This is a genomic window from Clostridium sp. CM039, from assembly GCF_055081075.1.
Genome location: NZ_CM143649.1, coordinates 2,841,083 through 2,865,143 on the forward strand (window position 1 = coordinate 2,841,083; position 24,061 = coordinate 2,865,143).

10 protein-coding genes, 6 rRNA genes, 1 pseudogene and 1 other annotated feature are annotated in these 24,061 nt (G+C 38.8%); of the genes and pseudogenes, 2 read left to right on the plus strand and 15 right to left on the minus strand.

Annotated features, from left to right (window positions below; translation table 11 throughout):
• Window positions 1–505 precede the first annotated feature (505 nt).
• The gene (gene ltrA / locus ACWJJ2_RS13135) at window positions 506–1,915 is read right to left on the minus strand and encodes a group II intron reverse transcriptase/maturase (RefSeq protein ID WP_462952630.1); all 1,410 of its coding nucleotides are present in this window, start codon (window positions 1,913–1,915) and stop codon (window positions 506–508) included.
• Between the two features lie 582 nt (window positions 1,916–2,497).
• On the opposite strand from ltrA, the gene ACWJJ2_RS13140 reads away from it, so the two are divergent.
• Complete coding sequence (locus ACWJJ2_RS13140) at window positions 2,498–3,916, plus strand: IS1182 family transposase (protein ID WP_462953384.1); 1,419 nt, start codon at window positions 2,498–2,500, stop codon at window positions 3,914–3,916.
• 88 nt (window positions 3,917–4,004) lie between these two features.
• Here the strand turns inward: ACWJJ2_RS13140 and rrf (ACWJJ2_RS13145) are convergent.
• The 11 genes from rrf (ACWJJ2_RS13145) to ACWJJ2_RS13195 all read right to left on the minus strand — a co-directional run bounded on the left by rrf (ACWJJ2_RS13145) (window position 4,005) and on the right by ACWJJ2_RS13195 (window position 20,861).
• A 5S ribosomal RNA gene (rrf, locus tag ACWJJ2_RS13145) occupies window positions 4,005–4,121 on the minus strand.
• A gap of 116 nt (window positions 4,122–4,237) precedes the next feature.
• Window positions 4,238–7,163 (minus strand): 23S ribosomal RNA (locus ACWJJ2_RS13150).
• Window positions 7,164–7,455: 292 nt separating this feature from the next.
• Window positions 7,456–8,973, minus strand: a 16S ribosomal RNA gene (locus tag ACWJJ2_RS13155).
• The 16S, 23S and 5S rRNA genes sit together here, the layout of an rRNA operon.
• A gap of 1,225 nt (window positions 8,974–10,198) precedes the next feature.
• Window positions 10,199–11,659, minus strand: a complete 1,461-nt coding sequence (locus ACWJJ2_RS13160) for an IS1182 family transposase (RefSeq protein ID WP_462952569.1) — start codon at window positions 11,657–11,659, stop codon at window positions 10,199–10,201.
• A 167-nt stretch (window positions 11,660–11,826) separates the two neighbouring features.
• Window positions 11,827–11,943 (minus strand): 5S ribosomal RNA (rrf, locus tag ACWJJ2_RS13165).
• 116 nt (window positions 11,944–12,059) lie between these two features.
• Window positions 12,060–14,985, minus strand: a 23S ribosomal RNA gene (locus ACWJJ2_RS13170).
• A 292-nt stretch (window positions 14,986–15,277) separates the two neighbouring features.
• Window positions 15,278–16,795 (minus strand): 16S ribosomal RNA (locus ACWJJ2_RS13175).
• Window positions 16,796–17,549: 754 nt separating this feature from the next.
• The gene (locus ACWJJ2_RS13180) at window positions 17,550–18,683 is read right to left on the minus strand and encodes a pyridoxal-phosphate-dependent aminotransferase family protein (RefSeq protein ID WP_220287421.1); all 1,134 of its coding nucleotides are present in this window, start codon (window positions 18,681–18,683) and stop codon (window positions 17,550–17,552) included.
• An 82-nt stretch (window positions 18,684–18,765) separates the two neighbouring features.
• Window positions 18,766–19,371 carry a histidine phosphatase family protein gene (locus tag ACWJJ2_RS13185; protein WP_216304211.1) on the minus strand — a complete coding sequence of 202 codons (606 nt, stop codon included), beginning with the start codon at window positions 19,369–19,371 and terminating at the stop codon, window positions 18,766–18,768.
• Window positions 19,372–19,422: 51 nt separating this feature from the next.
• Window positions 19,423–19,947, minus strand: coding sequence for an NUDIX domain-containing protein (locus ACWJJ2_RS13190; RefSeq protein ID WP_220287422.1), 525 nt, complete (start codon window positions 19,945–19,947; stop codon window positions 19,423–19,425).
• Window positions 19,948–20,390: 443 nt separating this feature from the next.
• Window positions 20,391–20,861, minus strand: a complete 471-nt coding sequence (locus ACWJJ2_RS13195) for a VanZ family protein (protein WP_220287423.1) — start codon at window positions 20,859–20,861, stop codon at window positions 20,391–20,393.
• A gap of 220 nt (window positions 20,862–21,081) precedes the next feature.
• Window positions 21,082–21,333 (plus strand) — a binding site (T-box leader).
• A 106-nt stretch (window positions 21,334–21,439) separates the two neighbouring features.
• Here ACWJJ2_RS13195 and asnA point away from each other — a divergent pair.
• Window positions 21,440–22,462 carry an aspartate--ammonia ligase gene (asnA, locus tag ACWJJ2_RS13200; RefSeq protein WP_462953385.1) on the plus strand — a complete coding sequence of 341 codons (1,023 nt, stop codon included), beginning with the start codon at window positions 21,440–21,442 and terminating at the stop codon, window positions 22,460–22,462.
• A 109-nt stretch (window positions 22,463–22,571) separates the two neighbouring features.
• Here asnA and ACWJJ2_RS13205 read toward each other — a convergent pair.
• From ACWJJ2_RS13205 to ACWJJ2_RS13215, 3 genes and pseudogenes are all read right to left on the minus strand, one after another.
• Window positions 22,572–22,736 (minus strand): annotated as a pseudogene (locus ACWJJ2_RS13205) (heavy metal-binding domain-containing protein); the annotation flags it as partial.
• A gap of 32 nt (window positions 22,737–22,768) precedes the next feature.
• Window positions 22,769–23,473, minus strand: coding sequence for a glutaminyl-peptide cyclotransferase (locus ACWJJ2_RS13210; RefSeq protein ID WP_216304207.1), 705 nt, complete (start codon window positions 23,471–23,473; stop codon window positions 22,769–22,771).
• Window positions 23,474–23,625: 152 nt separating this feature from the next.
• Window positions 23,626–23,937 (minus strand): hypothetical protein, encoded by a 312-nt coding sequence (locus ACWJJ2_RS13215; protein ID WP_216304206.1) that lies wholly within the window; start codon window positions 23,935–23,937, stop codon window positions 23,626–23,628.
• Window positions 23,938–24,061 lie beyond the last annotated feature (124 nt).

A 24,061-nucleotide genomic window follows, 5' to 3' on the forward strand; every position in this document is an offset into this window, starting at 1 on the left:
GACTATTAAAATTTTAGTGTTAATTTTAATAGTTAATTATTTCTAACCAATCGAGAGGGATCTAAGTAATTAATTTATTTAGATCCCTCTTCTGTATTAATAAAAATCCCATTTATCATTTCTCCACTTTCTAGATACTTTCGTATCAGAGACATTACTCTACTATCTTTAATATCTTTCGATAGCATCCTTATTAACTTATCATGATTTATCGTATCAAAGTGTTTAGAGATGTCGACATCTACTGCCCATGTATATCCAGCATTAATATGTCCCCTACAATTCTCTATCTAGAGTTTTGCTGCCGACTTCCTCCAGATTCCACCTCACGGTGGACACCCTTGTCTTAATCTAACGGTTGGTACCATTCCCCCGCATCGGACTTTCACCGACAAGTAAGCGCCAATTTCAGGCACACAATCGAGTAGGAGCTAAATAATTAATTTATTTAGCGACCTCTCACACCACCGTGCATACCGTTCGGTACACGGCGGTTCAATAGAAATTAATGTTTTAATAAATATGTCTCAGATATAGAAACTAATCCTATATTTTTAAGGTATTTATTGGTCAATGTTTTGTTTAATATAGGGCTATTGGATGTTCTCCAATAGCCTTTCCTTGTATTTGCATATTGCAAAGCTTTATTGTTTGGTATTCCTAATTTAACAAGGTTCCCATATTTTGTTTTAATCTTTTTCCATTGTTTCCAAAAACACATTCTAATTCTTCGCCTTAACCATTCATCAAGTGTTTTAAGAATACTTTTAATGTCTGCAATAGCAAAATAATTTATCCATCCAACTATCACTTGCTTAAGTTTCATAAACCTATATTTCATGCTCATCGCATTACTTCTTGAAGTTAATTCTTTTAGCTTTGCTTTGAATTTGATTATAGGTTTTTGAGGAACTCTCATTCTGTATTCACCTTTTGCTCGGTAAAATGAAAATCCTAAAAATTTAAGTTTCCAAGGTCTATCTACTGTACTCTTTTCTTTATTCACTCTAAGCTTTAACTTTTCCTCAATAAATCTCGTAATACTCTTCATTACTCTATTTGCTGATTTCTCACTTTTGACGTATATATTCGCATCATCAGCATATCTACAAAAGTTTAGTCCTCGTTTTGTTAGTTCTACATCGAGTTCATGTAACATTACGTTACTTAATAATGGGGACAAAGGCCCGCCTTGAGGTGCTCCTTCTTCTGTATTCATAAATACCCCATTTATCATCACTCCACTTTGTAGATACTTTCGTATCAGAGAAATTACTCTACTATCTTTAATATCTTCCGATAGTATCCTTATTAATTTATCATGATTTATCGTATCAAAGTATTTAGAAAGGTCTATATTCACCGTCCATGTATGTCCAGCATTAATATATCCCCTACATTTTTCAACAGCTTGTTTTCCACTTCTTAAAGGTCTAAAACCGTAACTATTATCAGAAAATTTCTTTTCATATATTGGTATTAGAGTTTGTGATATCGCTTGTTGAATAACTCTATCTAATACAGTAGGTATTCCAAGTAGCCTAATTCCACCGTCAGGTTTTGGTATTTCTACCCTTCTTACGGCTAGAGGTCTATATCTACTTTCTAATAATGATTGCCTTAATTCTTGTCCATGCTCTTTTAGATAATGTAGAAGTTCATCTACTGTCAAACCATCAATCCCATGACTTCCTTTATTGGCTTTTACTCTTTTATATGCTTTATTCATATTATCTCTCGATAATATCTGCTCGAGTAAACCATTATCATATTCATTCACATCGTTTCTTCCTTCTTCTGACATAGAGGAAATACTATGCACTTCTACATTACCTTCGAGTTCCACTCTATTCTCTCGTAGAGAGCCTTCTTTATGAAGTTGTCTGCTTTTATCATATTTTCTCGTATCCTTCAAAATTCCAAACCTCCTATTGTTCAGTCCTTCCCACGCTAACGCGTTTTGCATGGTACTATGACGTCTGCTGACTTCTGATAGTTCAGCCATACATCACTGTATGGGTTGTTATTTCTAAATTCATATCCACAACTTACCTATCAGATCTCCCCGGGTAAGAACGCAATCTTTCACTCCATCTATCTGCTACATTTACACCACTTGTTTCGAATAGTTTTGGGCTTCGTTTTGTATTGCAAACTTACCCACAAGCATATGCCTTATATGTAGTTTCTGTTCGTCAGACCGGAGTTTGGCCGCCAACTTCCTTCAGATTCCATCTCACGATGGACACCCTTGTCTTAAGCTATGCACTTGGCACTATTAACCCGTGCTAGGGACTTTCACCCATTAGATTGCGCCCATGCCGGGCGCACAATAAAAACCGCTAAGTATAACTTAGCGGTCAGACCGTTGACAAACATAAAATGTAAAACACTCTAATTTAAAATTGGAGTGTTTTTTTCATATTCAAAAAGGATTTTAGGACATCAATGTCGAATATATATAGGATACAAACTTTATAATTCGGAGGGCATTATTATGATTAATGAAAAGAACTTCACACAACAAAAACTAGAAATGGTGTATTTAGAAGATTTAGTTCCTAAAGACCATATTCTGAGAAATATAGATAAATACATGGATTTCTCTTTTATAAGAGAACTGACTAAAAAATATTACTGCTTAGATAATGGAAGACCTGGCGTAGATCCTATTATACTTTTTAAAATGCTGTTTATTGGGTACTTATTTGGAGTAAAATCTGAGCGACAACTTGTAAAGGACATTGAAGTAAATGTGGCTTATAGATGGTTTCTAGGACTAAGTCTTACTGATCCTATTCCAGATCATTCAACACTTAGCCAAAATAGGCGTAGACGATTTAAAGGTACAGATGTGTTTCAAAAAATATTTGACGAAGTAGTATTTAAGGCTATAAATCTTAAGATGGTAACCGGTAAAATACTTTACACAGATTCTACACACCTAAAAGCAAATGCTAATAAGCGAAAGCTTGTGAAAATTGAAGTTGAAAAAACGCCGAAAGAATATGTAGCTGAACTTAATAAAGCAGTGGAAGAAGATAGAATAAACCATGGTAAAAAACCTTTAAAGGAAAAAGAACCTGTCACCAAAATAAAAGAAACTAAAGTTAGCACAACCGACCCTGACAGTGGATATATGATGAGAGATGGCAAGCCGGAAGGCTTCTCATATTTAGATCACAGAACTGTCGATAGCAGACATAATATAATTACTGATGTGTATGTTACTCCTGGAAACATAAATGATGTTGATCCTTATATCGATAGATTAGATGTGCAAATAAAAAAGTTTAATTTTAATACAAAATATGTTGGTGCAGATGCTGGTTATGCTACAAATCTTATATGTAAAGAACTATATGAGAGGGAATTAAAATCTGTAATGGGATACCGTAGGTCTCCACATACAAAAGGAATGTACACAAAAAATAAATTCCAATATCTTAAAGAACAGGACATTTACGTATGCCCTGACCTAAGGGCTTTACATTATAAAACGACAACAAGAGAAGGATATAAAGAATATGTTGGTAATGCAAAATATTGCGAGATATGTCCAAATAGAGCTCAATGCTTTTCTGCAAAAAGCAAGTTTAAAACTATTAGAAGACATGTTTGGGAAACGTATAAAGAAGATGTTGTAAAGTTCACCAGAACAGATAAAGGCAGAAATATATATAGAAGAAGAAAAGAAACTATAGAGCGAAGCTTCGCAGATTCAAAACAACTGCATGGGCTTCGCTATTGCCATATGCGTGGATTAGAAAATGTGCAAGAGCAGTGTCTGCTTACAGCAGCAGTGCAGAATATGAAAAAGATAGCTAGCCTGCTATCTTTACTGTTTTTTGATTTTCTAACTAAGAAGATAGTTGTTATTTTACATTTATCCATAACTCAAAATGCTATCGCATAATTGCATGTAAAAAGCCCAGTATAATAAAAAAATTATACTGGGTTTGTAAACAACCTGACCGCTAAGTATAACTTAGCGGTTTTTTCTTACCTGGCGACAACCTACTCTTCCACAAGGTCACCCCTGCAGTACCATCGGCGCATTGAAGCTTAACCTTCGTGTTCGGTATGGGAACGGGTGTTACCTTCATGCCATAATCACCAGATTGAGAATATAAATATTCTCTGAAAATTGCACAGTGAATTAGTCTTTTCGCTCACGCTCAAAGCCTCGCTTCTTTCTTACGAAAGAAGTATATCGCATTACTTTTAATTATATATTTAGGTCAAGCCCTCGACTTATTAGTATTAGTCAGCTGAACATGTTACCATGCTTACACCTCTAACCTATCAACCTGGTGGTCTTCCAGGAGTCTTACTAACATCGCACTTACGTGCGAGTTATGGGAAATCTCATCTCAGGGTGGGCTTCACGCTTAGATGCTTTCAGCGTTTATCCCTTCCAAACATAGCTACCCAGCGATGCCACTGGCGTGACAACTGGTGCACCAGAGGTTTGTCCATCCCGGTCCTCTCGTACTAAGGACAGCTCCCTTCAAATTTCCTACGCCCGCGACGGATAGGGACCGAACTGTCTCACGACGTTCTGAACCCAGCTCGCGTGCCGCTTTAATGGGCGAACAGCCCAACCCTTGGGACCTACTTCAGCCCCAGGATGCGACGAGCCGACATCGAGGTGCCAAACCTCCCCGTCGATGTGGACTCTTGGGGGAGATCAGCCTGTTATCCCCGAGGTAGCTTTTATCCGTTGAGCGATGGCCCTCCCACGAGGTACCACCGGATCACTAAGCCCGACTTTCGTCCCTGCTCCACTTGTAAGTGTCGCAGTCAGGCTCCCTTCTGCCTTTGCACTCTTCGCGCGATTTCCAACCGCGCTGAGGGAACCTTTGGGCGCCTCCGTTACTTTTTTGGAGGCGACCGCCCCAGTCAAACTGCCCACCTAACAATGTCCTGTGACCAGATTCATGGCCTCCAGTTAGAACCTCAGTACTGTCAGGGTGGTATCCCAAGGATGACTCCACACAGGCTGACGCCCATGTTTCTCAGTCTCCCACCTATCCTGTACAGACAATACCGAAATTCAATGCTAAGCTACAGTAAAGCTCTACGGGGTCTTTCCGTCCAATCGCGGGTAGCAAGCATCTTCACTTGCACTACAATTTCGCCGGATGTGTTGTTGAGACAGTGCCCAAATCATTACGCCATTCGTGCGGGTCGGAACTTACCCGACAAGGAATTTCGCTACCTTAGGACCGTTATAGTTACGGCCGCCGTTTACTGGGGCTTAAGTTCATACCTTCGCTTGCGCTAAGTAATCCCCTTAACCTTCCAGCACCGGGCAGGCGTCAGCCCCTATACATCAGCTTTCGCTTTAGCAGAGACCTGTGTTTTTGCTAAACAGTTGCTTGGGCCTATTCTCTGCGACCTACTTACGTAGGCACCCCTTCTCCCGAAGTTACGGGGTCAATTTGCCGAGTTCCTTAACAACAATTCTTCCGATGGTCTTAGGATTCTCTCCTCACCTACCTGTGTCGGTTTGCGGTACGGGCACCAATATCCTCGATAGAGACTTTTCTTGGCAGCGTGGAATCAGATACTTCAGGAATAAATTCCCTTCCCCATCACATCTCAGCGTTAAGAGCAAACGGATTTGCCTGCTTGCTCCGCCTAAATGCTTAGACACACATCCAATAGTGTGCACATCTTATCCTCCTGCGTCATCCCATTTCTAATAACGTCCATTGGTGGTATCGGAATATCAACCGATTGTCCATCACCTACGCCTTTCGGCCTCGGCTTAGGTCCCGACTAACCCTGAGAGGACGAGCCTTCCTCAGGAAACCTTAGGTTTTCGACCGTTAAGATTCTCACTTAACTCTCGCTACTCATGCCAACATTCTCACTTCTGTACCGTCCACCACTCCTTACGGTATGACTTCAGCCAGTACAGAAAGCTCCTCTACCGCGTACACAATTGTGTACACCCATAGCTTCGGTGGTAAGTTTTAGCCCCGGACATCTTCGGCGCAGGATCTCTTGACTAGTGAGCTATTACGCACTCTTTAAATGAGTGGCTGCTTCTGAGCCAACATCCTAGTTGTCTTAGAAATCCCACATCCTTTTCCACTTAACTTACACTTTGGGACCTTAGCTGATGGTCTGGGCTGTTTCCCTTTTGACTACGGATCTTATCATTCGCAGTCTGACTGCCGAAATAAAAGTATATGGCATTCGGAGTTTGATAGGGTTCAGTAACTGTTGTCAGCCCCTAGCCCATTCAGTGCTCTACCTCCATTACTCAATTAATCGACGCTAGCCCTAAAGCTATTTCGAGGAGAACCAGCTATCTCCGAGTTCGATTGGAATTTCTCCGCTATCCACAGCTCATCCCATGGTTTTTCAACACCAACGTGGTTCGGACCTCCACGGAATTTTACTTCCGCTTCATCCTGGCCATGGATAGGTCACCCGGTTTCGGGTCTACGACATGCAACTATGCGCCCTATTCAGACTTGGTTTCCCTTCGGCTCCGTACCTTAAGTACTTAACCTTGCTACATATCGTAACTCGTTGGCTCGTTCTACAAAAAGCACGCCGTCACACATATAAAGTGCTTCGACCGGTTGTAGGCACACGGTTTCAGGTTCTATTTCACTCCCCTTCCGGGGTTCTTTTCACCTTTCCCTCACGGTACTTCTTCACTATCGGTCACTAGGTAGTATTTAGCCTTGGGAGGTGGTCCTCCCAGCTTCCCACAAGGTTTCACGTGTCTCGTGGTACTCTGGATTAGATCTGACTGTTTTTCCTTTTCATTTACAGGCCTATTACCTTCTGCGGAGCAGCTTTCCAGCTATCTTCAATTAAGGAATTGCAGTATTTATGATCTATCCTCAACCCCCAGATCAAAGACCTGGGTTTGGGCTCTTTCCCTTTCGCTCGCCGCTACTTAGGAAATCGATGTTTCTTTCTCTTCCTCCGGGTACTTAGATGTTTCAGTTCCCCGGGTCTACCTCTGCATACCTATTTATTCAGTATGCAGTACATAGTTGTTACTATGTGGGTTCCCCCATTCGGAAATCTTTGGATCACAGGCTATTTGCGCCTACCCAAAGCTTATCGCAGCTTAACGCGTCCTTCTTCGGCTCCTAGTGCCAAGGCATTCGCCATGCGCCCTTTGTAGCTTGACCTTGATTCTGTCTATTTACATAGACGGTTATATTAATTTTGCGAAATTGTATTAAATTAATTTATAAACTACTTGCGTAGTTTTAATTTTTTTAAAACAACTTTTTTCACTGTGCAATTTTCAAAGAACATTTTAAGAAAAACTATTCATTATCTAACTCCTAAGAGTTAGATAAAATTAGTCTCTCAAAATTAAACAGAGAACTAGGTACGATTAATTACAATAGATATTTTTGAAGAACAAATTAATATTCTTCTATTGCATCGACCGAAGTCAATACATCTACTCCCTAGAAAGGAGGTGATCCAGCCGCAGGTTCTCCTACGGCTACCTTGTTACGACTTCACCCCAATCATCAATCCCACCTTCGGCCGCTGGCTCCTTACGGTTACCTCACGGACTTCGGGTGTTACCAACTCTCATGGTGTGACGGGCGGTGTGTACAAGGCCCGGGAACGTATTCACCGCGACATGCTGATTCGCGATTACTAGCAACTCCGGCTTCATGTAGGCGAGTTGCAGCCTACAATCCGAACTGGGATGAGTTTTTGAGTTTGGCTCCACCTTGCGGTCTTGCATCTCTTTGTACTCACCATTGTAGCACGTGTGTAGCCCTAGACATAAGGGGCATGATGATTTGACGTCATCCCCACCTTCCTCCCGGTTAACCCGGGCAGTCTCACTAGAGTGCTCAACTTAATGGTAGCAACTAATGATAAGGGTTGCGCTCGTTGCGGGACTTAACCCAACATCTCACGACACGAGCTGACGACAACCATGCACCACCTGTCACCCTGTCCCGAAGGACTTCGCCCATCTCTGGGTTATGCAGGGGATGTCAAGTCTAGGTAAGGTTCTTCGCGTTGCTTCGAATTAAACCACATGCTCCGCTGCTTGTGCGGGCCCCCGTCAATTCCTTTGAGTTTTAATCTTGCGATCGTACTCCCCAGGCGGAATACTTAATGTGTTAACGGCGGCACCGAGGTTCGACCCCCGACACCTAGTATTCATCGTTTACGGCGTGGACTACCAGGGTATCTAATCCTGTTTGCTCCCCACGCTTTCATGCCTCAGCGTCAGTTACAGTCCAGTAAGTCGCCTTCGCCACTGGTGTTCTTCCTAATCTCTACGCATTTCACCGCTACACTAGGAATTCCACTTACCTCTCCTGCACTCTAGACACCCAGTTTCAAATGCAGCACCCAAGTTAAGCTCGGGTATTTCACATCTGACTTAAATGTCCGCCTACGCATCCTTTACGCCCAGTAAATCCGGACAACGCTTGCCACCTACGTATTACCGCGGCTGCTGGCACGTAGTTAGCCGTGGCTTCCTCCTCTGGTACCGTCATTATCGTCCCAGAAGACAGAACTTTACAACCCGAAGGCCTTCATCATTCACGCGGCGTTGCTGCGTCAGGGTTTCCCCCATTGCGCAATATTCCCCACTGCTGCCTCCCGTAGGAGTCTGGACCGTGTCTCAGTTCCAATGTGGCCGATCACCCTCTCAGGTCGGCTACGCATCGTCGCCTTGGTGAGCCGTTACCTCACCAACTAGCTAATGCGCCGCGGGTCCATCTCAAAGTGGAATTTTCCGAAGAAAAATCCTTTGATGTTTCGATCATGCGACCAAAACATATTATGCGGTATTAATCTCCCTTTCGGGAGGCTATTCCCCTCTTTGAGGCAGGTTACCCACGTGTTACTCACCCGTCCGCCGCTAATCCACCCCGAAAGGTTTCATCGCTCGACTTGCATGTGTTAGGCACGCCGCCAGCGTTCGTCCTGAGCCAGGATCAAACTCTCAATTTAAAAGTTTACACTTTTTTAGTTGAAATGATTAATCTGCGACAACTGTTAAGTTGTTACGCAAGCTCATTACATACTTTTAGTCTTACGACTAAATTTTACTTTATACTAAAGTAATTAACTGGTTTAACGAAATATTATTTCGCTATCTTTACCTATTTCTCTGTTTAATTTTCAAAGACCAATTTGCTTTGTCATCATGTGACGACTTCTACTATATTACTAGGTATTTCTTGTTTTGTCAACAACTTTTTAAAACTTATTTTCATTTGAAAACATATTAAATAGTTATCAACACTTAGTTTATCGTGCACTCGTTTGTGACGACAAGGAGTATTCTATCATATAAATAAGAGTATAATTTCACAACATAGGTACTCTAGCTAGATTATATTCATATTTCTACATATAAGTCTAAATAATTCAATATTCCGCATCCTGATACACATGGGTAAGTATCATTTATACTAATGTTCTAGATACTCTGTTCAATATTATAAGACCTTTGTACGGCTTACCAAAATTCGTCGCTACTAATAGTCATGTTAATATATTTACATGATTCTTCATAATAACTATTCCACTTATAAAAGTAAATAGCTCCTCAATCAATACTCCAAGTATTCCAACTTTACCAAAACAAGTAAGGCCATTTCGACTTCATTAGACTATTAAAATTTTAGTGTTAATTTTAATAGTTAATTATTTCTAACCAATCGAGAGGGATCTAAGTAATTAATTTATTTAGATCCCTCTTCTGTATTAATAAAAATCCCATTTATCATTTCTCCACTTTCTAGATACTTTCGTATCAGAGACATTACTCTACTATCTTTAATATCTTTCGATAGCATCCTTATTAACTTATCATGATTTATCGTATCAAAGTGTTTAGAGATGTCGACATCTACTGCCCATGTATATCCAGCATTAATATGTCCCCTACAATTCTCTATCTAGAGTTTTGCTGCCGACTTCCTCCAGATTCCACCTCACGGTGGACACCCTTGTCTTAATCTAACGGTTGGTACCATTCCCCCGCATCGGACTTTCACCGACACGTAAGCGCCAATTTCAGGCGCACAATAAAAACCGCTAAGTATAACTGAGGCCGCTGAAAAAAGCACTCTTTATTTAGTAGAGTTTTCAAGCTTGAATAGAAAAAGCATGAGATATTCATATTTTGGATATCTCATGCTTTTTATTTTATAATTAAGTTTTAAAAGCCCTATTTCATGCTTTTCAACTTAATTATTCTCTTTAGATTCACAGTGAAGATTGATAATGCACCTTGAATTTGCATACTAATTAAGCCTGACGATATTGCTACATCATAGCTATGTTGGTGCTTAAGTTCACTGTTTTTAGCCTCTATCATATAACGTTCCCTAGCTCGTTTTTTAAAATATTCACTTTTTTCGAACTCTATTTGATCTTTGTGAGTATTTGACTTTATTGAAACTGAATAAGTTTTAGATTTAGCGCCTTCTTTATAACACCCATCTTTATGAACACAATTTTTACACTTTTCTACATTAAAATAGTAGGTTAGCACTTGATTTTTACCAACATTCTTCTTTCCCTGTTTTGCTTTTTTAATAGCCATATGACCTGCCGGACATACAAATAAACCAGCATCTTTATTAAACTCAAATTCATCTTCTTTTTTTCGCATTCCTTGTGAAATTACAGGATTTAGTCTTGAAATTAATGCAATTTTATTTTCTTTTGTATATTCTAGGTTTTTCTTTTCAGAATAAGCTGTATCTCCAATTACTTCATTTACATCTATACCAGCCTCACGGCTTTTTTCTATTAAGGTTATGAGCTCCTTTCCATCACTTTTTTCGCCAGTTGTAATAACAGCTGCTGTAATTAAACGTTCTTCACTCATAGCAAGGTGTGATTTATATCCAAAAAAAGAACTATCCTCAGTTTTATGCCCCACTTTTGCATCCTCATCTTTTGATATTTTTAGATTTTCTAAGTCATCATTAATAGCTTCCATTAAGTAGTTTAATTTAGTTTTCACAGCTGGATTTGCTGCAGTTTCTGGCTTCTCATTTATGGTATCAATTAATAATTTGCAGTACTCAAGAATATCTTCAAGTACTCCAGTTGTAACTTTATTAGGTAACTCTTCTTTAATACCAGGATGTACTCCGTACAATGTTTTTCTTAAGTTTTTTGCACGTTTCAATAATTCCTCGCTTGCTGACTTTTGGTTATAACGTGACTTGGTATGCGTAGCATCAACTATTATTGCTTTACTTTTTAAAACTCCCTCTTTTATAGCAAGTTCTACAGTCTTGTTTATTAATAAATCCAATAAATTCATGTCTTTAAGGCGAAGCTTTCTAAATTTAGTTAGTGTACTTGAGTTTATTAAATTTGTTTCTTCTGGGGCTAAATTTAGAAAATATTTAAAGGACATGTCATAAAGAGTTCTTTCAACAACATCTTCATCAGACAATTCATATATTACTTTCAAAAGTAAATATTTAAATAGCATTATGGGGTTAATAGCACCTCTACCCATAGATGAACTATAGTTAATCATCAATTCGTCATAAACAAATGAAAAGTCAACAAGGTCATTAATTTGCTTTAAAATGTTATCTTTCGGAATAATTAACGAATATAAGCTATGGTATGTATTTATTTTTATTTCCAATTGTCCTTTTAGCATAATAGTTTAGCCCCTTTTATTTTATTCTACTATACTAATTCGACATATCTTTTAAAATTCCTTTTTGTTTTTTAGTCTTTTATATAAAAAAATCGCCATCTTTAATTAGATGACGATTTTTTTATATAGTTTTTCAGTGGCCTCGTATAACTTAGCGGTTTTTTCTTACCTGGCGACAACCTACTCTTCCACAAGGTCACCCCTGCAGTACCATCGGCGCATTGAAGCTTAACCTTCGTGTTCGGTATGGGAACGGGTGTTACCTTCATGCCATAATCACCAGATTGAGAATATAAATATTCTCTGAAAATTGCACAGTGAATTAGTCTTTTCGCTCACGCTCAAAGCCTCGCTTCTTTCTTACGAAAGAAGTATATCGCATTACTTTTAATTATATATTTAGGTCAAGCCCTCGACTTATTAGTATTAGTCAGCTGAACATGTTACCATGCTTACACCTCTAACCTATCAACCTGGTGGTCTTCCAGGAGTCTTACTAACATCGCACTTACGTGCGAGTTATGGGAAATCTCATCTCAGGGTGGGCTTCACGCTTAGATGCTTTCAGCGTTTATCCCTTCCAAACATAGCTACCCAGCGATGCCACTGGCGTGACAACTGGTGCACCAGAGGTTTGTCCATCCCGGTCCTCTCGTACTAAGGACAGCTCCCTTCAAATTTCCTACGCCCGCGACGGATAGGGACCGAACTGTCTCACGACGTTCTGAACCCAGCTCGCGTGCCGCTTTAATGGGCGAACAGCCCAACCCTTGGGACCTACTTCAGCCCCAGGATGCGACGAGCCGACATCGAGGTGCCAAACCTCCCCGTCGATGTGGACTCTTGGGGGAGATCAGCCTGTTATCCCCGAGGTAGCTTTTATCCGTTGAGCGATGGCCCTCCCACGAGGTACCACCGGATCACTAAGCCCGACTTTCGTCCCTGCTCCACTTGTAAGTGTCGCAGTCAGGCTCCCTTCTGCCTTTGCACTCTTCGCGCGATTTCCAACCGCGCTGAGGGAACCTTTGGGCGCCTCCGTTACTTTTTTGGAGGCGACCGCCCCAGTCAAACTGCCCACCTAACAATGTCCTGTGACCAGATTCATGGCCTCCAGTTAGAACCTCAGTACTGTCAGGGTGGTATCCCAAGGATGACTCCACACAGGCTGACGCCCATGTTTCTCAGTCTCCCACCTATCCTGTACAGACAATACCGAAATTCAATGCTAAGCTACAGTAAAGCTCTACGGGGTCTTTCCGTCCAATCGCGGGTAGCAAGCATCTTCACTTGCACTACAATTTCGCCGGATGTGTTGTTGAGACAGTGCCCAAATCATTACGCCATTCGTGCGGGTCGGAACTTACCCGACAAGGAATTTCGCTACCTTAGGACCGTTATAGTTACGGCCGCCGTTTACTGGGGCTTAAGTTCATACCTTCGCTTGCGCTAAGTAATCCCCTTAACCTTCCAGCACCGGGCAGGCGTCAGCCCCTATACATCAGCTTTCGCTTTAGCAGAGACCTGTGTTTTTGCTAAACAGTTGCTTGGGCCTATTCTCTGCGACCTACTTACGTAGGCACCCCTTCTCCCGAAGTTACGGGGTCAATTTGCCGAGTTCCTTAACAACAATTCTTCCGATGGTCTTAGGATTCTCTCCTCACCTACCTGTGTCGGTTTGCGGTACGGGCACCAATATCCTCGATAGAGACTTTTCTTGGCAGCGTGGAATCAGATACTTCAGGAATAAATTCCCTTCCCCATCACATCTCAGCGTTAAGAGCAAACGGATTTGCCTGCTTGCTCCGCCTAAATGCTTAGACACACATCCAATAGTGTGCACATCTTATCCTCCTGCGTCATCCCATTTCTAATAACGTCCATTGGTGGTATCGGAATATCAACCGATTGTCCATCACCTACGCCTTTCGGCCTCGGCTTAGGTCCCGACTAACCCTGAGAGGACGAGCCTTCCTCAGGAAACCTTAGGTTTTCGACCGTTAAGATTCTCACTTAACTCTCGCTACTCATGCCAACATTCTCACTTCTGTACCGTCCACCACTCCTTACGGTATGACTTCAGCCAGTACAGAAAGCTCCTCTACCGCGTACACAATTGTGTACACCCATAGCTTCGGTGGTAAGTTTTAGCCCCGGACATCTTCGGCGCAGGATCTCTTGACTAGTGAGCTATTACGCACTCTTTAAATGAGTGGCTGCTTCTGAGCCAACATCCTAGTTGTCTTAGAAATCCCACATCCTTTTCCACTTAACTTACACTTTGGGACCTTAGCTGATGGTCTGGGCTGTTTCCCTTTTGACTACGGATCTTATCATTCGCAGTCTGACTGCCGAAATAAAAGTATATGGCATTCGGAGTTTGATAGGGTTCAGTAACTGTTGTCAGCCCCTAGCCCATTCAGTGCTCTACCTCCATTACTCAATTAATCGACGCTAGCCCTAAAGCTATTTCGAGGAGAACCAGCTATCTCCGAGTTCGATTGGAATTTCTCCGCTATCCACAGCTCATCCCATGGTTTTTCAACACCAACGTGGTTCGGACCTCCACGGAATTTTACTTCCGCTTCATCCTGGCCATGGATAGGTCACCCGGTTTCGGGTCTACGACATGCAACTATGCGCCCTATTCAGACTTGGTTTCCCTTCGGCTCCGTACCTTAAGTACTTAACCTTGCTACATATCGTAACTCGTTGGCTCGTTCTACAAAAAGCACGCCGTCACACATATAAAGTGCTTCGACCGGTTGTAGGCACACGGTTTCAGGTTCTATTTCACTCCCCTTCCGGGGTTCTTTTCACCTTTCCCTCACGGTACTTCTTCACTATCGGTCACTAGGTAGTATTTAGCCTTGGGAGGTGGTCCTCCCAGCTTCCCACAAGGTTTCACGTGTCTCGTGGTACTCTGGATTAGATCTGACTGTTTTTCCTTTTCATTTACAGGCCTATTACCTTCTGCGGAGCAGCTTTCCAGCTATCTTCAATTAAGGAATTGCAGTATTTATGATCTATCCTCAACCCCCAGATCAAAGACCTGGGTTTGGGCTCTTTCCCTTTCGCTCGCCGCTACTTAGGAAATCGATGTTTCTTTCTCTTCCTCCGGGTACTTAGATGTTTCAGTTCCCCGGGTCTACCTCTGCATACCTATTTATTCAGTATGCAGTACATAGTTGTTACTATGTGGGTTCCCCCATTCGGAAATCTTTGGATCACAGGCTATTTGCGCCTACCCAAAGCTTATCGCAGCTTAACGCGTCCTTCTTCGGCTCCTAGTGCCAAGGCATTCGCCATGCGCCCTTTGTAGCTTGACCTTGATTCTGTCTATTTACATAGACGGTTATATTAATTTTGCGAAATTGTATTAAATTAATTTATAAACTACTTGCGTAGTTTTAATTTTTTTAAAACAACTTTTTTCACTGTGCAATTTTCAAAGAACATTTTAAGAAAAACTATTCATTATCTAACTCCTAAGAGTTAGATAAAATTAGTCTCTCAAAATTAAACAGAGAACTAGGTACGATTAATTACAATAGATATTTTTGAAGAACAAATTAATATTCTTCTATTGCATCGACCGAAGTCAATACATCTACTCCCTAGAAAGGAGGTGATCCAGCCGCAGGTTCTCCTACGGCTACCTTGTTACGACTTCACCCCAATCATCAATCCCACCTTCGGCCGCTGGCTCCTTACGGTTACCTCACGGACTTCGGGTGTTACCAACTCTCATGGTGTGACGGGCGGTGTGTACAAGGCCCGGGAACGTATTCACCGCGACATGCTGATTCGCGATTACTAGCAACTCCGGCTTCATGTAGGCGAGTTGCAGCCTACAATCCGAACTGGGATGAGTTTTTGAGTTTGGCTCCACCTTGCGGTCTTGCATCTCTTTGTACTCACCATTGTAGCACGTGTGTAGCCCTAGACATAAGGGGCATGATGATTTGACGTCATCCCCACCTTCCTCCCGGTTAACCCGGGCAGTCTCACTAGAGTGCTCAACTTAATGGTAGCAACTAATGATAAGGGTTGCGCTCGTTGCGGGACTTAACCCAACATCTCACGACACGAGCTGACGACAACCATGCACCACCTGTCACCCTGTCCCGAAGGACTTCGCCCATCTCTGGGTTATGCAGGGGATGTCAAGTCTAGGTAAGGTTCTTCGCGTTGCTTCGAATTAAACCACATGCTCCGCTGCTTGTGCGGGCCCCCGTCAATTCCTTTGAGTTTTAATCTTGCGATCGTACTCCCCAGGCGGAATACTTAATGTGTTAACGGCGGCACCGAGGTTCGACCCCCGACACCTAGTATTCATCGTTTACGGCGTGGACTACCAGGGTATCTAATCCTGTTTGCTCCCCACGCTTTCATGCCTCAGCGTCAGTTACAGTCCAGTAAGTCGCCTTCGCCACTGGTGTTCTTCCTAATCTCTACGCATTTCACCGCTACACTAGGAATTCCACTTACCTCTCCTGCACTCTAGACACCCAGTTTCAAATGCAGCACCCAAGTTAAGCTCGGGTATTTCACATCTGACTTAAATGTCCGCCTACGCATCCTTTACGCCCAGTAAATCCGGACAACGCTTGCCACCTACGTATTACCGCGGCTGCTGGCACGTAGTTAGCCGTGGCTTCCTCCTCTGGTACCGTCATTATCGTCCCAGAAGACAGAACTTTACAACCCGAAGGCCTTCATCATTCACGCGGCGTTGCTGCGTCAGGGTTTCCCCCATTGCGCAATATTCCCCACTGCTGCCTCCCGTAGGAGTCTGGACCGTGTCTCAGTTCCAATGTGGCCGATCACCCTCTCAGGTCGGCTACGCATCGTCGCCTTGGTGAGCCGTTACCTCACCAACTAGCTAATGCGCCGCGGGTCCATCTCAAAGTGGAATTTTCCGAAGAAAAATCCTTTGATGTTTCGATCATGCGACCAAAACATATTATGCGGTATTAATCTCCCTTTCGGGAGGCTATTCCCCTCTTTGAGGCAGGTTACCCACGTGTTACTCACCCGTCCGCCGCTAATCCACCCCGAAAGGTTTCATCGCTCGACTTGCATGTGTTAGGCACGCCGCCAGCGTTCGTCCTGAGCCAGGATCAAACTCTCAATTTAAAAGTTTACACTTTTTTAGTTGAAATGATTAATCTGCGACAACTGTTAAGTTGTTACGCAAGCTCATTACATACTTTTTAGTCTTACGACTAAATTTTACTTTATACTAAAGTAATTAACTGGTTTAACGAAATATTATTTCGCTATCTTTACCTATTTCTCTGTTTAATTTTCAAAGACCAATTTGTTGCTTGCCATCAACTGACGACTTTTACTATTATACTAGGTATTGTTTGTTTTGTCAACAACTTTTTAAACATTTTTAAATTGTATTTTTAAAGTGTTAAATGTTAATTTATCAATCTTCACCTTTATCGTTACTCATTCGCGACGACAAGGAGTATTCTATCATGTACACCTATTACACATTCACGCCAATTCGCTAAATATGGCAATTATACTCAATATCCTTCATTATACTACTAATTATCAAATCTTTTTCACACTGATACACTAGGATTAGTATACTTTGTTCTTATCTATAACGTCCTCAAATTACATTGTATTTAATCTTTTAATGCCATTAAGCCATATACAACAGCATCATTTTCATATTCAAATTAATATAGGCTAATCCCCCCTTTTCAATATCTACTCCCTGTTTTGGAATATCATTAGATCTAGATTAAATCTAGAATATAGATATAAGAATTTTATGGTTTGACTTTAGTTCAGCCGTCATTCCTCACCGGCTTATAATTTATTCTACATCTTATACCTATTATTATGTTTGTTTTAAAAATGGATTATTTAATTATACTTCATTTAAAAAAACTTCAGCCATATTTTTTTCACACTCAAAACCTAGTGCTTTTAATGAGTATTGTAATGCAAGTAAAGTATATGCTACTTTATCCTTTTTCGCATTTTCTCCCATATGTCCTATTCTTATTACTTTCCCCTGTAGATATCCGAATGAGCCAGCTATAAATACATTAAATTCGTCAACCATATGTTTTAATAGTTGTTTATCATTTATAGCCTCAGGTATTTCTATAACTGTTACCGTATTAGAATATCCCTCTTCAATATATAAATTAAGGCCTGCTTCCATTACAGCTTTTCTTGTAGCTTTACCAATAGAATTATGCCTAAAAATTATCTCTTCATCATCCAGTATATTATCGATAGCCTGTCTTAGTCCAACGATATCACTTATTGGTGGTGTATATGGAAACCATTTGTTTTCGTAGTAATCCTTCCATAGAAGTAAATTACAATAGTAAGAAGCTATTGGTTTTTTTCTCTGCTGCATTAATTTAAATGCATCTTCACTGATACTTAAAAAAGTGAGCCCTGCTGGAGCAGAAACGCATTTCTGTGAAGCACCTAATGCTATATCTATTTTCCATTCATCTACTCTTATATCTTCTCCACCCATAGCCGCTACACTATCTACCACCGTTAATATACCCTTTTTCTTTAATAAATTACATATTTTATCTATGTCATTTAAAACTCCTGAAGGCGTATCACAATGTACTACCGTAGCATATTTAAAGTCATGATCTTTTTCAAGAAATTTTTCAAGTTCTGTTATATCTATCTTACATTTCCTATTCCCTTTAAAAAAAACCGCTTCTCCACCGTACATCTTAACAAAATCAGCAAATCCTTCTCCAAATATTCCATTATCAATTACCAATACCCTATCATAATTTTCAGTAAGAGATGCACATGCAGCCTCAAGACTTAAAATCCCCTCACCACTTAATATTCTAACTTCGTTATTAGTTTTTAAGAACCGACCTATTTCCTCACAAGTTTCTTTGTAAAATTCATAAAACTGTAAATCTAAATCTGGATTAGTAGTAGCTAGAGTTCTGGCCATCCTGACGTTCTCTCTTACCTCCGTGGGTCCTGGAGTCATTATTTGAGACACTTTCATAATTTTCACTCCCTTAAACTATAATTTATATTCTTATATTAAAAATTATATCACTACATATGCTGTTTTCTTATTCATATCCTTAATTTAAATGTGAAATATCAGCCTCTAAAATAATTTCGATTTTCTCATCTTCAACTTCTAATACAGTTAAACATGTATCATACATAAATGGTTTATTCCAAAATCCATCAAGAGAATAATTCTTGATTATTGAATAGATCGCCTTTATTACAAGTGTATGTGATATTATTAAAATGTTTTCACCAATAGTATTACTCGCAATGTCATACAATACTTTTTTTACTCTATTAATCAATTGATCAAAGCCTTCGCCCTCTACAGGTTGATACAAATAAGGCTTATTCCAGAAATTAAACTGCTGCAAGGGATATAGTTCTTTTACTTTTTCTTGATCCATGCCTTCCCATATACCAAATCCCATTTCTTTTAAAGATTCAATTTTAATTATTTCTGTATCCTTATTTCCTCTAATGTACTTCGCTGTATCAACAGCCCTTCCCAGCGGGCTACAATAAATATAATCAAAATCTATATCTTTTAAACTTACGCCGAGCTTTTTAGCATTATCAATTCCCATTTCAGTTAAATTAGAATCCTTCCATCCCTGCATTCTGCCTTCTCTATTCCATTCTGTTTCCCCATGTCTTGTTATATATATTTTCATTTTAACCCACCCCCTTACTATAATAAGATAATACCAAATATCTAACAATTATTATATATTTTTGCTCTTTAAAATACCTTCTGCCCTTTTCAGAAACAATAAATCTCTTATTTGAATGAATTTACCAATGTAATTATCCGGTGTATCATTCTCAAGAATAAGTATAGCTTCATCTAATGCAACCCATTTTAATTGAAATCCATTATCTATTTCCTCATCTGTAAATGATGGTTGTTTAATACATCCTTTAACTTTAGAATAGAAGCAGTATGATATTTGCAGTAATTTTTGCATATTTTTATATTCTATTATTGTACCTACTTCACCTAAAATATCAATATTAACCCCAGCTTCTTCCTTAACCTCGCGATTTAAAGCAATATTTCGATCTTCGCCTGCTTCAATTCCTCCGCCCGGCAATTTGTGGTAGTTATTCTTTGATACATATAATAAAGCTATTTTCCGTGAATCATTTAATACTATCGATCTTGATGCTTTCCTGAGCTTATAACTAATACCTATATCCTCATAGTTGTAACCAATATCCTTTTCATATATCTCTTTTATTAATTCCATTTTATTTACCTGCCCTATTTCAATTTGGATTTATAAATGCACTATTAATATATGTTTTCTCTGTGATTTCTCATAACTATAAGATTATATTATTTACTTAGATTCATTTGTTAACCCGGTTATGCAATCAAATGGATAACTCAAAGTTTATCATCTCCCCCTATTATAACCTTATTTCATTGGTTAATTTATATTTAGTAATTATAATGGACGATAATTCTTTTACTAAACTATATTTACTATATTCCATGAAATATATATCTCCTTTTAATTTATAAATAAAGACCTTCTTACTCTCACCTTAACCTTAACCCTACCCCTTAGAAATAATTTTTGTAACACATCAATTAATGTTGGTTTGTCTGGTATTAAGTGAATATCTTAAATGTAAAAGCTCCGATAGCTAATCAAGCGGGCAGTTGATTAGCTATCGGAGCAAAATTTTATTTAAATTTAGTCAGGTCTTTTTTCGAAGAAGCTAATTTTTCTTTAAATGTGACACAAATATACATCGTCAAGAATGCGGCAAGGCCTCCACAAGTATCTATTAGCACATCTCGAAAGGCAGGTCCTCTTCCCGGAACAAAAGCTTGATGAAACTCATCTGAGCATGCATATAAAAACACAATCAATATAACCTTAATAAAAACTTTAATGTCTAGATTCTTCTTTGTATTTATAGCTCTATATAACAGAAAATATAAAATAAAATATTCAGTGAAATGAGCTGCTTTTCTAACTATAAAATCACTCAAAGTCCCAAATATGCTATTTAAATCTAATCCAAGTAAGTTGAATACAGATGCAACTAATTTATTATTTCCACTTGATACTTCTCCAACTTGGCTAGAAAACAAAAATATTAATATCATCCACCCTATAACCAAAATCCAATCTATATGTTTTTTCTTCATATACACACCCCTCAATTATTTCACTAACTTCCCTTTATTAACACTTCAATTATGATTTAATTAAATATACTTGTCAATAACAATATCTTTAGAGACTTTAGTAACAGCACGTAATGGTTACAGTCCTTTAACATAGAGAAGTACCCTGTAAAACCAAACATTTATTTTTGCAGGTTGACAAATTTCATCTTGCAAGTTAAAATGATTTAAAGTTATTTATCTAAAAACTGTGACGAGAAGAGTAAATGTAGGAAGTAGTTAAAGCGAGTGGATTATAGTGTAAGTTCCATACAAAGCCTATGTTGAATAACATCTCTGAGTTTCCAACTGAAATCCTTGTGAAATTAGGTATGGACGGAGCCTAACCGTTATTTATAGGGCAGTATCGAAGATTTGTTTCCGTACTGATTATGAGTGAGCTTTTTCAGCTAATTTAGGTGGTACCACGGAAGTCTAACCTTTCGTCCTAGAAACTAGGATGAAGGTTTTTTATTTTTTGTTCAAATTTTCAAAATTATTTAGCACGACCATTATAATCATTACAAAAAAAATCACAACATTACTAGGAGGTTTTATTTATGATAACTTACAAAAAAGGACTTGCAATTCCCGATGGATACAATCCACTTCTCGGATTAAAGCATACGGAAATTGCTATTAAACAATTAAAAGATTATTTTGAAAACAGGCTATCAAAAGAGTTAGCTCTTACCAGGGTCTCAGCTCCTCTTTTCGTAAAGTCTAGCACCGGTTTAAATGATAACCTAAGCGGTACTGAGCGTGCTGTTTCCTTTGATATGAAAGCCATGCCTGATACACCTATTGAAATCGTACATTCTTTAGCTAAATGGAAACGTATGGCTTTATATAGATATAATTTTGAGTCAGGAGAAGGTCTATATACTGATATGAATGCTATAAGACGCGATGAAGATTTAGATAACCTTCACTCCATATATGTGGACCAATGGGATTGGGAAAAGGTTATTCTTAAAAAAGAAAGAACTTTAGATAAATTAAAAGAAATTGTAACTAGTATTTATGCAGTTTTTAAAGATACTGAGGATCATATCCACAAACTATATCCTGAAATAGACCAATTTTTACCTGAAAAAATATTCTTTATAACTACACAAGAACTAGAGGATATGTACCCTTCTCTTACTCCAAAAGAAAGGGAAGATGCCATATGCAAAGAAAAACTTGCAGTATTTATAATGCAAATTGGTGGCGACCTAAAATCTGGCGAAAAGCACGATGGTAGAGCTCCCGACTATGATGATTGGTCACTTAATGGAGATATCGTATTCTGGTATCCAATACTAGAAAAAGCCTTTGAACTTTCCTCTATGGGAATAAGAGTTGATGAAATAGCGCTAAAAGAGCAACTTGCATTATCAGGTTGTGAGAAACGTTGTACATTAGAATTCCATAGGATGTTACTGGAAGGTAAGCTCCCATATACTATGGGTGGTGGCATAGGCCAATCTAGAATGTGTATGTATTTCCTAAACAAGGCTCATATTGGTGAAGTTCACTCCTCAATATGGCCAGATGAAATGATAACCGATTGTATAGAAGAGAATATAGTTTTACTATAACAAAGAGAAAACTAAATATTGTTCAAAAAAGATTAACTTTAGAAAAACACTGTAACTAACTATTACAGTGTTTTTCTAAAGTTATTTTTGTAATATTTATAATTTATTACTATTTACATTTTACCGCAGTTCCATAAGCAATAACCTCTGCGCTAGTTGCATATCTTATGTTAATGACACCATCAGCACTCAAACCTTCAGTTTTTACTGCCATACGTTTTGTTGCTATAGCCTGAGCTTCATTCATCATCTCTGAGTAACTTTTAATTTCCCCGTCTCCAGCTATAATAACAAATTAACACATCTCTAAATTAATTTTATTTCAAATATCTTAGGCCACATCTTTCCAGTTACAAAAGTGCGATTATTTTTTTTATCATACGTTATTCCATTCAGTGTACCTGCTCTTTTACATTCTTTAGGACTTAGCAGTCCTTTAAGCTCTATCCATCCAGTTATTTTCCCGCTATGTGGACAAATTCTAGCAATTTTATCACATTTCCATACATTCGCATAAATTTCCCCTTTAATAAACTCCAATTCATTTAGTTTTTTAATAGGCTTAAATTCATCATGTACTTTAATACTATACACCTTTTTAAAATTTTGGGGATTTAAAAAATATATTTCATCTGTACCATCACTCATAATTAAATGCTCATCGTTGTGAGTGATTCCCCACCCCTCTGTATTATAGTAAAATTTATTAATTAAATTAAAAGTATCTTTATCATAAATAAATCCCACATTAGATTTCCATGTTAGCTGAAAAATTTTATCATTATAAAGTGTAATTCCTTCGCCAAAATAATTTCTATCTAATTTGTGTAACTTTAAAATCTCTCCTGTTTGCAAATCTACTTTACGTAGTGTGGATTCATTAATTCTTCCGGTGCTTTCATAAAGAAGCCCATCTTCATATACTAGCCCCTCGGTAAAAGCATTAACATCATGTGGATAAGTGTTTATAATATTATAAGAATATCTTGGAACATTATTGAAATATATCATAACCCTCACTTCCTAAATAGTTTATATTTTATATTTATTATATGTATATTTCAATAGCTATATTAGTGTGCCCCAAAAATATACATTATTTGAAGCGCATTTCACATGATATGTTCCTATATATACAAATTATAAAAGTTGACCCTGGATCTTCACCCAAGGAACTCAGGTTTTTTTACATTGTCTGCTCTTATTGCCTTTTTCATTATAGTCAAATCTACAGTTTGATTGTCTTTATCAAAGCAGCAAGGATATTTGGTGCCACACTGATTACATTCTATAAATTCCTTGAAACAAGTCTGTTCTCTATTATCAAATAAAAACGGAAGATTTTCTGCTCCTTCATCATCTATATTTATATTTACTGTATCTATTTTATATGTATAGAGATAAGTTGCCTCATGTTTTATTTCGAAGTTTTTACTATTACATTTTGGGCATACTAGTGATTCATTTATTTTCAATTTATAACATCCTCTCTGTCTTAGTATGTTTATAGTATTCTTTATTTCCTTTCGTATTTCTATTATTAGCCTTAGAGTTTTATAGTGTTTTTATACATTAAATGATAAACTAGTTATAATAACT